The organism is Streptomyces canus, from assembly GCF_030815415.1.
Lineage (GTDB): Bacteria > Actinomycetota > Actinomycetes > Streptomycetales > Streptomycetaceae > Streptomyces > Streptomyces canus_F.
On sequence record NZ_JAUSWW010000001.1, the window covers coordinates 1,100,423 to 1,114,490 of the forward strand.

Sequence of the window (14,068 nt, forward strand, 5' to 3'; positions counted from 1 at the left end):
GACATCGCCGGGGCCCGTGCCAAGGGGTACGGGCCCCGGACCGTTCCGGGGCGCCACTTCAGGAAGGTTCCCCTCATGAACGCGAAGCCGTCGACCCGTGGACGCTCCCGTGCCGGTACACCGCAGCGGGCGACAGGGGTGCAGGGCGACCTTTCGACGCCGAAGACGGTGTCGCCGGGCCTGCCCGCGGCCGCGTCCTTCGACGCGCTCGAGCTGCCGCCGGAGCTGAGGGAGGCGATGACGGGCCTCGGGGTGACGGAACCGTTCCCGATTCAGGCAGCCACTTTGCCCAACGCGCTGGCCGGCCGCGATGTCCTCGGCCGGGCACAGACCGGCTCCGGCAAGACGCTGGCCTTCGGGCTGGCGCTCCTCGTCCGGACCGCGGGCCTGCGAGCGGAGTCGAAGCGCCCGCTCGCGCTGGTCCTGGTGCCGACCCGGGAACTCGCGCAACAGGTGAGCGACGCGCTGACTCCGTACGCGCAGACCCTCGAGGTGCGACTGACGACGGCGGTCGGCGGGCTGTCGATCAACCGGCAGCAGGCCGCGTTGCGGACCGGAGCCGAGGTGGTCGTCGCGACGCCAGGGCGACTGGCCGACCTCGTGTCACGCCGGGACTGCCTCCTGAATCATGTGCGGATCACCGTGCTGGACGAGGCGGACCAGATGTGCGACCTGGGCTTCCTGCCGCAGGTCACGGAAATCCTGGACCAGATGCCCACCGACGGGCAGCGCCTGCTCTTCTCCGCCACGCTCGACCGCAACGTCGACCAGCTGGTGCGCGACTACCTCCACGACCCGGTCCTCGCATCCGTCGACCCGGCGGCAGCCTCGGTCACCACGATGGAACACCACCAGCTCAACATCCACCCCGCCGACAAGTACGCGACCGCGACCGAGATCGCCGCGCGGGACGGCCGGGTCCTGATGTTCCTGGACACCAAGGCCGCCGTGGACCAGTTCACCCGTCACCTCCGGGCCAGCGGCGTACGGGCCGGAGCCCTGCACAGCGGAAAGTCGCAACCTCAGCGCATGCACACCCTGGGCCAGTTCAAGAACGGCGAGATCACCGTGCTGGTGGCCACCAACGTCGCCGCCCGAGGCATTCACATCGACACGCTCGACCTCGTCGTCAACGTCGATCCGCCCGCCGACGGCAAGGACTACCTGCACCGCGGCGGACGCACGGCACGCGCCGGGGAGTCCGGGACCGTGGTCACCCTGGTCACACCCAACCAACGACGTGATGTGAACCGGATGATGTCCGAGGCCGGGATCCGGCCGACGGTCACTCAGGTGCGCTCCGGCGAGGCGCAACTGACCGCCATCACCGGTGCGAAGCGCCCGCCGACGGCCACGAAGTCCACCACCGGCAACATCCCCTTCCGCGGCATCGGCGACCGTACGGGCCGCCCCGCGAAGGAGTCCCGCAAAGCCGCCGAGGCCCGCAAGGCCGCGGAAGCCCGCGCGGCGGCCCGGGTGCGCAAGAGCCGCTGACGGCGGTTTGGTTGCTCGGGCGCTGAACGTCGTACGCACTACGTGCGCTGCGGAGCGGACCCGCGGTCGATACGAAACTGCTCAGCGGTCGGCGGCGCGTGAACGTCTGCGTCGCCGCAGCGGTGCTGTCCCCCACACCGTCAGCCCGACGAGGGAAACGATCAACGCCCCTCCGATGACGATGGGGACGGACGCTATCAAAGCGGAGTTCAGCAGGAGCTCCGCCCAGGTCGGCTCCTCACCCATCGTGCTCCCACCCTGTGCCATACACGCCAGGACGCCGCCGGGAGTCGATCAGTTCCAGGTGTCCGGCACGGCCTACGCCAGTGAAGGGCCGAGTTTCTACGGCGCGGTGGTGACCTGCGGTTCGGGGCCGAGGCCGAGGAAGTCTCCGAGGGCCGGGTGCGGTTGCGCGGCGGTGCGGAGGTGACAGGTCGGTACGTCGCCGGCTGCGGCGGACACGCGCCGGGCGTTGGCGGCCCGGGGTGTGCGGACGGATCGGTGGGATCACGGAGTGTCCTGGCTGGCGGTGCTGGTCCAGGCTCCGCCCAGCCTGGCGGCCGTCGGATACGCCCTGCACGAGCGAGGGTTCGCGGGGCACATGGCCCGTGCGGAATCCGTCACCCGGTATTACCTCCAGTGCCCGCGCGGAACCGTTTCCGCCGACTGGAGCGAGGAACGGATCTGGGCCGAGCTCGCGAGGCGGATGCGGACGACCGAGTTCGGGCCGCTGCACGGGGGCGCCGTCCTGGAGAAGGCGGTCGTCGACCTGCGTTCCGACGTGCTGGAGAGCCCGGGTGCTGGGCGGCTGTGGCTGGCCGGTGACGCCGCCGGGCTCATCAGTCCGTCGGCGGCCAACGGGGCCAACCTCGCCGTTCTCCAGGCCGAGTTGCTCGCCCGGGGACTGCACCAGGCACTGACGCGCGGGGACGAGAACGGCCTGTCCCGGTACGCCGCGGACTGTCTGCCGCGGGTCTGGCGGGCGCATGAGTTCTCGCACTGGATGAGCACGCTCCTGCACGGTCCGGCCGACGGCGGTGCCGAGGCCCGCTACGGGCGGGCGCTCCAGTACGCCCGACTGGACAGTCTGCGTACCTCCCGCGCGCATCAGGACTTCTCTTCATGAACCTCCCTGTCGCACAGGCCTGCCTGTCCGCCTCCGATCTGAAGCGAATTGAGCACGCGGCCGCCCATGTCCGCAACTACGACACCGAGCAGGGTTCTCGCCGGACTCCTGCCCGGCCTCACGGCCGAGGAGCGGGGCGACGTCTGCCGCCACCTCGTCTGCCGGTCGCGCCGAGCGGGGTGGTCCGCGAGCGTCTGGTCCGCCGCTACGGCGCGCTCGTCGGCGACGCCCGGGTCGGCATCGTGCATGTACCCGTCGACGGGCGCAGCGTGGAGATCTTCGCGCTGCCCGTACCGCCGGACTCCCCGAGGCAGGCTGTCGCCGACGACGAACGCTCCGCCGAGCACGAGGTGCACCACGCGTTCGCGGTCACCGCGCCGGGGGCGGTGGTGCCGGCCGGGCTGCGGACGCTGCACCAGGAGAGGGGCGGCGCGGTACCGGACGTGGTGGGTACAACGGCCATGAGAACGTGACCGTCCTGTACTTCCGCACCAGGCAGCACCGCCGCTTCGAACTCCGGCTGCCCGGCCGTCACGAGCCGCTGCCGGACCCCTCGGTCTCGTTGCTCGGCGTGATGACCGGCGCCTGGGCCACCCAGGCCGTCGCCGCCATGGCAGAGCTCGGGATCGCCGACCGCCTCGCCGACCGGCCGGAGCTCGGCGCCGACGCCCTCGCGGAACTCACCGGCACCGACCCGGACGCGCTGCGCCGACTGCTGCGCTATCTCAGCGCGCTGGGCCTGCTCACTTCCGCCGCCGACACGTATCACCCGACCGCCCTCGGCCAACCCCTGTGCACCACAACCGAGTTCTCGCTGCGGTCGCTGGCCCAGCTCTACGGCGGCCCGTTCTACGACTCCTTCGCCGGACTGACGTACTCCGTACGCACCGGGCGCGAGTCCTTCGCCCACCGGTACGGGCAGCACCACTTCACCTGCTTCGCCGAACGGCCCGAACTGGGCACCCTGTTCAACCGGGCGATGGCCGCGAGCGCGGAGATGTTCACGCCGGTTCCGGCCCTGGCGGACTTCTCCGGTGCGCGGCGCGTCGTCGACGTCGGCGGCGGAAACGGCGCCCTGCTCACGCGAGTCCTGCGGACACACGGGCATCTGGAGGGCGTACGCGGTCGGGCTCGACCGGCGGTGCTCCTTCGTCGTCGGGGACTTCACGGTGGCGGTGCCGGAGGGGGGCGACGTCTCTCTGCTGTCCCGGGTGCTGCACGACTGGGACGACGAGCGGTGCCTGACCATTCTCCGGCGGTGCGCGCGGGCGATGCGAGCAGGAACCGAACTCCTCGTAGTGGAGCGGCTGCTGGCGGAAGCGGGCTTCGAGGGTGACGGCTTGCCATGGTCTGCCCCTGGGGGGGCTCTCTGATCCACGCCGTGAGAAGTGCCGTGATGTGACGTCTTCCTGCATTTGGTTCCGGCTGCTGCTCGCCGTGTTGTCCGTGAACTCCCCCGGAATTGTCCTTGATCGGTAACAGGCGCATCCCGGAGGCGCCGGCCGTCGTCCTGCCTGGTGTGTCGCACGGCGACGCAGGATCGGCGAGGAACTGTTGGAAGGCGGGGCGGACATGGCGCAGCACGGCGGCGGGCGGGGCTGGTACGGCAAGGTCGTCGGAGCTGCTCTCGGTGTGACGGTGCTGGCCGCCGGTGCCTCGGCGTGGTCGGCGCAAGCCGGCGCCGTGGACGGCTCGTCCCCGCGGGCGGAGAGTTCCGCCACGCCGGGCAGTGTCAAGCCCGTGTCGGTGACCATCGCGCACGCCTCGGACAAGGGCGCGCGCGGCGTCAACATCACCATCGACGACGGCCCCGACCCCGTGTGGACCCCTCAGATGCTCGACGTACTGCGGGAGTACGGGGTGAAGGCCACGTTCTGCATGGTCGGTACCCAGGCGCAGGCCCATCCGGACCTCGTGAAGCAGGTGGTCGCGGCCGGGCACCGGCTGTGCGACCACTCGGTGGCGCACGACACCACCATGGACACCAAGACCCAGGCGTACCAGTCGCAGCAGATCCTCGACGCCGAACGGATGATCACCGAGGCGTCCGGGGGCGTACGGCCGATGTACTACCGGGCCCCCGGTGGCGCGTTCACGCCCTACAGCCGCAAGCTCGCCGCCTCCCGGGGCATGCGCCCGCTGGGCTGGAACGTGGACACCAAGGACTTCGAACGGCCGGGCGCCGACGCCATCGTCGCCACCGTCCAGCGGGAGCTGCCCAACGGACCGACGCTCCTCTTCCACGACGCGGGCGGCGACCGTTCCCAGACCGTAGAGGCGCTGCGCCGGATCCTGCCCTGGCTCAAGACCCAGGGCTACTCCTTCGGCTTCCCGGTGCGCTGAGCCCCGGCAGCTGTGAAACGGTTCGGGCCCGCGAGCTTGGCTCGCGGGCCCGAAACGCTGCCTTCAGAACTAGGCGGGGGTGATGTTCTCCGCCTGCGGGCCCTTCTGGCCCTGGGTGATGTCGAACGTCACCGCCTGGCCTTCCTGGAGCTCACGGAAGCCGGAGGCGTTGATGTTGGAGTAGTGAGCGAAGACGTCCGGTCCGCCGCCGTCCTGGGCGATGAAGCCGAAGCCCTTCTCCGCGTTGAACCACTTGACGGTTCCGCTGGCCATGCTGGTACCTCTCAATAGACGTCAGAACCGCACCGCGCGGTCCTGAAGGTGCTCGCCCTGGTCCGGTACTGCACAGCAAAGCGCCCGCGCCTAAGCGCGGGCAGGTACTGCGAACCACGACAGCTGGCAGTGACGCTACACCGCGGAAAGGACGATCACCAGAGAGCAACAACCTCGAACCACACCAAGCTGGTTGGAAAAATGTCTCAAGGGCTTCGTTCTGCCGCATTCCACGGTGCGGGATTGTTCAAAATGGTACGGAAAGGCCGGCCTCTCGCTGCCTGAGCAGCGCTCTTCCCATGCACTCCGCGACCGAGGCTCCATCGGCTCTCATGCCTTCGAGCAGCGGCCCACCACTCGCGGCAAAGGTCCACGCCGGTCGGCCTTCCTGCAGTCGCTCCGCGTCGACCCGGATCATCGCCCCCACGCCCTGCTCGCCGAGCCATTCCAGAATGAGCAGCGTCACGTCTTCTACGCCGTCGTTCGGATCCAGCTTCGGCCACCGTCCCTTCGCCCTGGTCATGGTCATGGTCATGGTCATGGTCCGAAGCCTACGCAGTGGCTGTCAGCGGCTGGGGAGTCCCTACACATCGGCATCGGACCCGGTCCTCAGATACCGACCCCAGATCTGGGCCTTGCGGTAGGGGCCGTCCCCGTCGCTGTCGTACTGCGGGGTGTCGAAGGTGACCCAGTACAGCAACTCGCCACTGGGTGCCTGGGCATGTTCGTTGGGCTCGGGCGCGCGGGTGGCGTCGATCGTTCCGGGAAACTCGGCCTGCCAGGGGCCGTCCCAGTCCGATGCGCGAACCACCGTGACCCGGCTGCGGGGCGGCAATGCACCTGTCGGCCATGTCTGACCCACATCGGCAGGAGCGGGATCGGAAGCTTCTTTCATGCCCCCCACCCTGCCCGCACCGTCTCGGAGACGCCACAGGACAGTCACGCCTCGACACCCTGCATCCAAGGTCTGCCTCAAGGCACGCGAGACGTCTCGATCCGGTCCTACTCGGTCCCCCGGATATCAGCGAGGCTTTCCCTGCTCATGCCCGCGTCTTCACGCAACGGCCTTCGCGCGGAACTGTGATGACGGGTGCGGTGCCCAGGTGCCGTCGCCCACCGCACGGGCCAGAGGTCAGGAGAGGTATGTCTGTGATTGCCAAGGCGCCCGGATGCCCAGCACACCGTGGACAGCTCAGGACCGTACGCAGCTTCGCGCTGGGGACCGCGCTCACCCTGATCGCGTTCGCTCCGTCCGCGGCCGCGACCGAGCCGGACAGTTCGGTCGGCGATGACGCCATCTCGTGGACCACGCAGTACGTGGCACCCGGAGTCGAGGTCCGTACCGGGGTGTTGAGCGCCCCGGAGGCCGTCGGCGTCTGGACGGTCACGGTCCATGCGCCCGCGGCCAACCGCCTGACCGGGGCGGCCACATGGGCGCCGCTCGGTGACCGGTCCTGGGCCGACACCACCGCCGAGAAGTTGCGGGCGGACGGATTCGCGCCGCGCCTGGAGCGGGTGACCTGGGACGCGTATGCGGACACACCGCACGGCACGATGGGGTGGCAGGTCAGGGTCGGGCAGTACGGCACCCAGGCCGAGGCCCGTACGCTCAACTCGGCGGTGTCGGCGGCCGGTTTCCGTACGTCCGTGGAGTGGACGGGGTACGACGGGCGGCAGCGCGCCGACGCGGAGCGCATCCACGTCGCCGTGATCGATCCGGGCCGACTGCGGGGCACCGTCGAGGTCAGCGACGGCGGCAATACGGCCGATCGCGAGAAGACCTCGGCGGTGGCCGCTCGCCTGGGGTCCCTGGTGGGTGTCAACGGCGGATTCTTCATCACTTCCGATGCGGACGGCGTACAGGGCACGACCGCCGGACTGTCGGTGGTGGACGGCGAGTTGCAGTCGATGGCGGTCGGCTCGCGCGCCGCGCTGGTCCTCGAGGACGGAGGTCGGCACGTACGTGTCGCGGATCTGTCCACCACCGTCACCGTGCGCGCCGGTTCCGCCTCCCACGCGGTGCAGGGAATCAACCGGGTGCCGGGCAAGGTGCGCAACTGCGGCCGTCCCGGCGCCGTACCCACCGAACTGCCCCGGCAGGACCTCACGTGTTCCCTGCCGGACGACCTGGTGAAGTTCACCGAGCCGTTCGGGGCGCCGCTGCCCACGGGCGCCGGTGTCCAGGTCGTGCTGGACGAGCACGATGTCGTCGTCTCCCGTGGCGACCGGGGCGGCTCCGTGCCCGCCGAGGGCTCCGTCCTCCAGGGCACCGGGGCAGCAGCAGCCTGGCTCACCGAGCACGCCGAGGTGGGCCGAGGGCTGCACCTGCGCGAGATCGTGCGGGACGCCGAGGGACGGCAGTTGCGCCTCGGTCCCGACGACGACGTCGTCAGCGCGGCACCCACCCTCGTCGAGAACGGCCGCATCCACATCGACGCCGCCACCGAGGGCACGCTGGACCCGCTCGACCTCTCCTTCGGGTTCGCCTGGTCCAACGTCCGCCAGCCCCGCACCCTGGCCGGCATCGACCGGCGCGGCAGGCTGCTGCTGGCGACCGTCGACGGACGGCAGCCCGGCGTCAGCGAAGGTTTCACACTCGCCGAAGCCGCGCGGTTCATGCGCACCCTGGGCGCCGTCCAGGCCCTCAATCTCGACGGCGGCGGCTCCAGCGCGATGGCCGTCCACGGGGCTCTGGTCAATGTGCCGTCGGACGCAACCGGTGAGCGAGCCGTCGGCGACACCGTCCAGATCCTGCCGCGTGCGACTGAGTCCGCTTCCACTGAAACCGAGGTGCCCTGACCGGCATCGGTCGGGTAGCGTGCGGGCCATGTCGAGTCCTGAGTCAGACAAGGTGGGGGCTTTCGGTCACGCCGTCAGCCCCCTGAACCACTGAGCTCATAGCCCTGCCGTCGCACCGCGTCCCGCGGTGGGACGCGAGCGCTCCTGAGGGCCGGCCGCGGTGACGAGATGCCCCTCTCGTGCTTGTCCTCACCTCGGAGCCACTCGATGCCACTCCCCCTGCCTCTCCCCCTGTATCTGCTTGCCGTGGCGGTCTTCGCCATGGGCACCTCGGAGTTCATGCTCGCCGGCCTCTTGCCGGACATCGCGTCGGATCTCGATGTCACCGTCGCCACGGCAGGCGTACTCACCTCCGCCTTCGCCATCGGCATGGTCGTCGGCGCCCCTCTTGTCGCCGCGCTCGCCCGCAACTGGCCCAGGCGCTCCACTCTTCTCGGCTTCATCCTCACCTTCGCGGCAGCTCACGCCGTGGGCGCCGTGACCACGAACTTCCCGGTCCTGTTCGCCACCCGGGTCGTCGCCGCGCTCGCGAACGCAGGGTTCCTTGCCGTCGCGCTGACGACTGCCGCCACGCTCGTCCCACCCGACAAGAAGGGGCGTGCACTGGCCGTGCTGCTGTCGGGCACGACGGTGGCCACGATCGCAGGTGTCCCTGGTGGGTCGGTACTCGGCGCGTTGCTCGGCTGGCGAGCCACGTTCTGGGCGGTCGCCGCCCTCTGCCTGCCCGCAGCCATCGGCATCCTGAAAGGGACCCCAAGGGGACGAGGGAACGATGGGGCGAGCGGCGGCCCAGTCTTGCGTACGGAACTCGCCCTCCTCGCACAGCCGAGGTTGCTTCTGGTGATGCTGCTCGGCGCACTGGTGAACGCGGCGACCTTCGCCGGCTTCACCTTCCTGGCACCCGTCGTGACCGACACCGCCGGGCTGAGTGAACTGTGGGTCTCCGTCGCCCTGGTCCTCTTCGGCCTCGGCTCCTTCGCCGGGGTCACCGTCGCCGGCCGTCTGTCCGACCAGCAGCCCGGCTCGATCATCGCGGTCGGTGGTCCGCTGCTGCTCATCGGCTGGCCTGCCCTGGCGGTACTGGCCGACGAGCCGGTCGCCCTGCTCACGCTCGTGTTCGTGCAGGGCGCCTTGTCGTTCGCGCTGGGCAGCACTCTGATCACACGGGTCCTCTACGAGGCTGCGGGAGCCCCCACCATGGCCGGCTCGTACGCGACGGCGGCCCTCAACGTCGGCGCCACCGCCGGACCCCTCATCGCCGCATCCACTCTCAGCAGTCCGGCCGGGGCTCTCGGGCCGCCGTGGTCGAGCGGGCTCATGGTCGCTGTTGCGCTGCTGATCGCGTTCCCCTTGCGCGGGGTGATCGCGGCCGGCCGGAACACCGACCGGAGGACCGAGGCGCTCCAGTGACGCATGCGAGCGCCTCCTTGGCCTCGATCACTCGATCACTCGATCACTCGATCAGGCCAATGGTGGCGCCCAGGGCAGGGGAACGGTTCAAGAGCGATGAGTCTCGCCGTGATCGCCGGTCTCCATCCCCGACACACGATCAATCGCACCCCGCACTCAAGGAGAGCATCGTGACCGCTACCTACACCTTCGACGTCTTTTCCAGCCTCGACGGCTACGGCGCCGCCGGCGGCAACTGGACCGGCTACTGGGGCAAGCAGGGCCCCGAGCTCCTCGACCACCGCCTCGCCCTGTACAGCGAGGAGCAGCGGATGGTGTTCGGAGCGAACACGTATCGGGCGTTCGCGCGCATGCTGGCCGCGAGCACCGAGGAGTCCGATGTGCGTGACCCATGGGTCACGCGAATGAGGAGCCTGCCGACCACGGTGGTGTCGACCACCCTGGAAGGCCCCCTCGACTGGCCGGACGCGAATGTCGTGAGCGGTGACGCCGTCGACGTCGTCGCCCGGCTCAAGGAAGAGTCCGAGGTGCAGTTGCGCTCGCACGGCAGCCTGTCGATGAACCGGGCCCTGATGGCCGCCGGTCTCGTCGACCGTGTCCAGGTGACCCTCTTCCCCGTGATCACCGGTCAGACCGGGGCGGACCCGATCTTCCAGGGGGCGGCCGACTTCGACCTCGAACTCATCGAGCACCGGACGCTCGACGGCCACATCCAAGAGCTCGTCTACCGGCCCACCTTGCATGTCTGAGCCCATACCCTTGAGCCGCGGTTGAGGCGGGCACGTGGTGACGGGTGGCCCAGGCCTTGAACGGCGTTTCGAGCACCGCATAACGTCAGGGCGGTGGGGACATCACACCGACCCGCCGCCCGGGTCATCTGTCTGGACGCCGCCCATCGCGTGCTTCTTCTGCGCTGGCGTGATCCGTTCGACGGGAGACTTCTCTGGGAGCTGCCCGGTGGCGGCATCGAGCCGGGCGAGAGCCCACTGGCGGCGGCGCGTCGCGAACTGGCCGAGGAAACCGGCCTCGACCCGGCTGCCGTGCTTGATCTGTCGGTGGCGGTCGCCCGTGATGTGCGGTGGAACGGCAAGCGGTACACCGGCACGGAACTCTTCTTTCTCGCGCAGTATGCCGAGGAGCGGCCACCACTCGTGCGGACCGGTCTGCTCCCCGATGAGGAGGCCAGTCTGGACACTCATGCCTGGATCGCGTGGTCGGATCTGGACTCGCACCCGGAGCCGGTGGAGCCGCCGCAGTTGTTGTCCGTGCTCGGCGACTTGATGCCGGAGGGCCCGTGGCGTGAGTCGGTCGAGGGCCCGCGACGGGACACCGGTTGACCGTACGGTCCGGTAATCGTTGGGTGGGCCTGCGGGGTTCCTCGTATGTTGGCGCCATGACGGACGAGGGAGAGCCGACGCTCTTTGTGAACCGCTGGGGCGACACTTCGACGCCGGGCCGAGGCGGGCCGGGGCCCTCCACGGACCGTTGCTCGTGCTTCGACGGCTCCAAGCCTCACCCGCGCGCCAGAGTCGGGTTTCACGGCGAACGTCAGGACACCTCCGCCCCGGGCTGGCGGCACTTGCTGGAGCTCATCGACGAGGCCGCCGCAGACGGGCGCGAAGAGTTCCGCCCCCTGGTCGAACTCAGCCCCGAGGAGCGACGGCAGGTCGTCACCCTGCCGCCGAGCATCGCCACGCTCACCGAGGTCAAGCACCTCATGCTCTACGGCAGCAACCTGGTGCGGATTCCGCCCGAGATCGGGGCCATGACCGGCCTGGAGGAGTTCACCCCGTACACCTCTTACCGGCTGCACTGGTTCCCGTACGAGATCACCCGGTGCCGCAGGCTCGTCTCCAGCACGGTCAGCACCCGCGCACTGTTCGGCAACTACAAACTGCGGCCGCCTTTCCCCCGTCTGCAGCCATCCCAGGACTCCGTCACGGAGCTCGATACGGCCGACCTCGACCCCAAGCGGTGGGGAACCACCGCCGTGCACCACTGCAGTGTCTGCGAACGGCCGATCGAACAGAGCGGCCTCCATCAGGTCTGGATCTCCCTTCGCGTGGCCACGGACGTGCTGCCCCTCCTGGTCAATGCCTGCTCGTCCGCGTGTGTGGCCGCCCTGCCCGATGGCGCCGAGGACTACATTCGCGCACCCCACAAGGGGGGCCGTGTGGATCAACCACCCTCCGACTGGGACTGACGCGCGAAGGCGCCCCCGACGGAGCCCCGACACCCCCGTCACCTATCAAGATGCTGTGAGTTTCCGATGCGGTTGAACAGACGGGACTCGCCATCCGTATGGGGCCGGGGGGCTTTATATGCCGGGACGGACGACAGGCGCAGGAGTACTTCCGTGGGACGCAGTAATCGCAGACGCCCAACAGGTGCACGACGTGCGACCTTTGCAGCCGTAGCTCTGATGTTGGGGGGTGGTGGCCTGGTGGCGGTGAATGTGTACGCCTCCGCGACCGAAGGCAGCCCCGACACGAGCCAGACGACCGACGGTGGTTGGCAGGCGGGCACGATCGACTGCCCCGACGTGGGCGACACCTTGACGAACGTGCCGGATGACGCGAGGGAAGAGGTCGACAAAGAGCTCGCCCAGCTGGACCAGCAGATAGCCGAGGCGTACCAGAAGTTGCAGGACCCTGCGGTGCGGGGTGACGAGGCCGCCGCGAGCGGCATCATGGATCCGCTGGCGGAGAACCGGGCCGCGACGATCGAACGCATCGCCGCCGCTCTCGAACGCTCCGGGGAGCGCCCCGAGGGCCTCGACGAGCTGGCGGCGTGCACGCTTCGTCAGGCCGACGATCAGGCCGACGGGCAGGACGGATCCCAGGACGGCCAGAACGGCGAGGGCGATCAGGGTCAAGAAGGCGGCCAGGAGCAGGACGGTCAGGATCAGGGCGGCCAGCAGCAGGGCAACGGCGGCCAGTCCGGCAACGGTCCCGTCGCCGCCGACTTCGCCGACATCACCACCGCACCGCCCGCCGCACAGGCCCCGAACGCCGGAGCCGACGCCTCCCGCGGCACCTTCGCCACGAGCTGCGGCGTGAACGCGAACGGCCTGTTCAACTCGGACAACGTGATCGTGGCGCCCGGCGTGTCCAACGGCGCCCACCACTTCCACGACTACATCGGCAATCAGGCCAACAACGCCTTCGCCGACGACAACGAACTGGCCAACGGCGGCACCAGCTGCGTCGACCAGGGCGACAAGTCCTCCTACTACTGGCCGGTCCTGCGTCTGCAGAACGGCACGCAGGAGCAGGACGCGGGTGCTCCCGGCGGCGGCATCGAGGGCAACGCGGGTGAGATCGTCACGCCCAAGGACGTCACCCTCACCTTCGTCGGCAGCCCGAGCAGCAAGGTCACGGCCATGCCGCGGCTGCTGCGCATCATCACCGGCGACGCCAAGGCGTTCGTCAACGGCACCACCAACGCCAACGCGTCCTGGAGCTGCACCGGTTTCGAGGACCGCCAGTTGAAGGACAAGTACCCGGTGTGCCCCCAGGGCAGTGACGTGGTCCGCACCTTCAAGTTCCAGAGCTGCTGGGACGGTCGCAACATCGACAGCGCCAACCACCGCACCCATGTGGCGTTCGCCCAGGCCGACGGCTCCTGCCCGGCCGGTTTCCAGGCCATCCCGCAGTTGGTTCAGCGCATCGTCTACGACGTCGACGCGCCGAGCCTGCAGGATGGCGGCCGCACCGTTCCGCTCTTCGCCGTGGACGCGTTCCCGGAACAGCTGCACAAGCCCGTCACCGACCACGGTGACTTCATCAACGTCTTCGACGAGGGCCTGATGCGGGAGATGGTCGGCTGCATCAACGACGGCCGCCAGTGCGGAGCGGGCGCGGACGAAGAGCCCGGCAACGGCGGCGGTGGCGGCGACGGCGACGGCGACGGCGACAACGGCAACGGCAACGGCAACGGCAACGGCAACGGCTCCGACGACGGCTCCGACAACGGGGCGAGCCAGGATCCGGGGTCCGGTTCCGACAACGGTTCCGAGAACCCCGGCGGATCCGACGACGAGCCGCAGGAAGAGCCGACGCCGACCGCCGACGTACCGAGCGGTGACGCGAGCACCGCGCCGGCGGACGACGAGCCCAAGACGTACACCTCGCCCTCGGCCGCCGAGAAGCCCGTCACGCAGTCCCCCGAGGCCACGTCGTACCCCCGCAACGACAGCACGCCGAGCCCGTCCGAGAGCGACTCGACCGGCGTCGTGGCGCAGCCTCCGGCCGATGCCCAGCCCGCTCCGCAGGGCGGCAACGGCAGCCTCGCCGAGACCGGCACGCAGTTGTGGCCGGCCGCCGCCGGAGCGGTCCTGCTCATCTCCGGTTTCGTTCTCCTGCGCCGCACCAGGCGCCGTTACATGTGACACCGCGGCCCGGTTGGTTCGTGGCGGCATGACACACCGTCACGAACCGGGCCCCGCCCGCACAGCACTTCAGACGCACCTTCATGCACGTGCGAACTGGCTGAAACAGCGCGCTCCCGTCCACGACTGTGCAGCTCAGCGCCCACCGTGCGGGCCTCTGACGTACGCGATCGCCGCCCTTTCCGCAGACGACCTCCGAGACCCGGCATCGGCTCGGGGAGCCGATTGTCAGT

At 69.7% G+C, this 14,068-nt stretch carries 15 protein-coding genes and 1 pseudogene; 12 read left to right on the top strand and 4 right to left on the bottom strand.

Annotated elements, in window-relative coordinates; all coding sequences use genetic code 11:
- The first annotated feature begins 75 nt into the window (after nt 1-75).
- Nucleotides 76-1,494 (top strand): DEAD/DEAH box helicase, encoded by a 1,419-nt coding sequence (locus QF037_RS05165; protein WP_307022273.1) that lies wholly within the window; start codon nt 76-78, stop codon nt 1,492-1,494.
- An 81-nt stretch (nt 1,495-1,575) separates the two neighbouring features.
- Here QF037_RS05165 and QF037_RS05170 read toward each other — a convergent pair whose 3' ends face one another.
- Entirely contained in the window at nt 1,576-1,740 is a 165-nt protein-coding gene (locus QF037_RS05170) for a hypothetical protein (RefSeq protein WP_307022275.1), read from the bottom strand.
- A gap of 268 nt (nt 1,741-2,008) precedes the next feature.
- Between QF037_RS05170 and QF037_RS05175 the strand changes: the two genes are divergently transcribed.
- From QF037_RS05175 to QF037_RS05195, 5 genes and pseudogenes are all read left to right on the top strand, one after another.
- Nucleotides 2,009-2,620: an FAD-dependent monooxygenase gene (locus tag QF037_RS05175; RefSeq protein WP_307022277.1), complete on the top strand. Its 612-nt coding sequence runs from the start codon at nt 2,009-2,011 to the stop codon at nt 2,618-2,620.
- Nucleotides 2,617-3,093 (top strand): hypothetical protein, encoded by a 477-nt coding sequence (locus QF037_RS05180; RefSeq protein ID WP_307022279.1) that lies wholly within the window; start codon nt 2,617-2,619, stop codon nt 3,091-3,093. The genes QF037_RS05175 and QF037_RS05180 overlap by 4 nt, the downstream gene beginning before the upstream one ends.
- Before the next feature lie 137 nt (nt 3,094-3,230).
- Nucleotides 3,231-3,671: pseudogene (locus QF037_RS05185) on the top strand (methyltransferase family protein); the annotation flags it as partial.
- Between the two features lie 124 nt (nt 3,672-3,795).
- Entirely contained in the window at nt 3,796-3,993 is a 198-nt protein-coding gene (locus tag QF037_RS05190; RefSeq protein ID WP_307022280.1) for a methyltransferase, read from the top strand.
- A gap of 199 nt (nt 3,994-4,192) precedes the next feature.
- Complete coding sequence (locus QF037_RS05195; protein ID WP_307022282.1) at nt 4,193-4,963, top strand: polysaccharide deacetylase family protein; 771 nt, start codon at nt 4,193-4,195, stop codon at nt 4,961-4,963.
- A 69-nt stretch (nt 4,964-5,032) separates the two neighbouring features.
- Here QF037_RS05195 and QF037_RS05200 read toward each other — a convergent pair whose 3' ends face one another.
- From QF037_RS05200 to QF037_RS05210, 3 genes are all read right to left on the bottom strand, one after another.
- Nucleotides 5,033-5,236, bottom strand: coding sequence for a cold-shock protein (locus QF037_RS05200; protein WP_037751662.1), 204 nt, complete (start codon nt 5,234-5,236; stop codon nt 5,033-5,035).
- 247 nt (nt 5,237-5,483) lie between these two features.
- Complete coding sequence (locus QF037_RS05205; RefSeq protein WP_307022284.1) at nt 5,484-5,777, bottom strand: hypothetical protein; 294 nt, start codon at nt 5,775-5,777, stop codon at nt 5,484-5,486.
- 42 nt (nt 5,778-5,819) lie between these two features.
- A complete protein-coding gene (locus QF037_RS05210) occupies nt 5,820-6,047 on the bottom strand; it encodes a ferrous iron transport protein A (RefSeq protein WP_307022286.1) in 228 nt (75 codons plus the stop codon).
- 332 nt (nt 6,048-6,379) lie between these two features.
- Here QF037_RS05210 and QF037_RS05215 point away from each other — a divergent pair, with 332 nt between their 5' ends.
- From QF037_RS05215 to QF037_RS05240, 6 genes are all read left to right on the top strand, one after another.
- Nucleotides 6,380-8,035, top strand: a complete 1,656-nt coding sequence (locus tag QF037_RS05215) for a phosphodiester glycosidase family protein (protein ID WP_307022288.1) — start codon at nt 6,380-6,382, stop codon at nt 8,033-8,035.
- A gap of 219 nt (nt 8,036-8,254) precedes the next feature.
- Complete coding sequence (locus QF037_RS05220) at nt 8,255-9,445, top strand: Cmx/CmrA family chloramphenicol efflux MFS transporter (RefSeq protein ID WP_307036995.1); 1,191 nt, start codon at nt 8,255-8,257, stop codon at nt 9,443-9,445.
- 170 nt (nt 9,446-9,615) lie between these two features.
- Nucleotides 9,616-10,194 (top strand): dihydrofolate reductase family protein, encoded by a 579-nt coding sequence (locus QF037_RS05225; protein ID WP_307022290.1) that lies wholly within the window; start codon nt 9,616-9,618, stop codon nt 10,192-10,194.
- Nucleotides 10,195-10,287: 93 nt separating this feature from the next.
- Entirely contained in the window at nt 10,288-10,782 is a 495-nt protein-coding gene (locus tag QF037_RS05230) for an NUDIX hydrolase (RefSeq protein WP_307022292.1), read from the top strand.
- 56 nt (nt 10,783-10,838) lie between these two features.
- Nucleotides 10,839-11,648: a leucine-rich repeat domain-containing protein gene (locus QF037_RS05235; RefSeq protein ID WP_307022294.1), complete on the top strand. Its 810-nt coding sequence runs from the start codon at nt 10,839-10,841 to the stop codon at nt 11,646-11,648.
- 219 nt (nt 11,649-11,867) lie between these two features.
- Nucleotides 11,868-13,835 (top strand): DUF1996 domain-containing protein, encoded by a 1,968-nt coding sequence (locus QF037_RS05240; protein WP_307022295.1) that lies wholly within the window; start codon nt 11,868-11,870, stop codon nt 13,833-13,835.
- Nucleotides 13,836-14,068 lie beyond the last annotated feature (233 nt).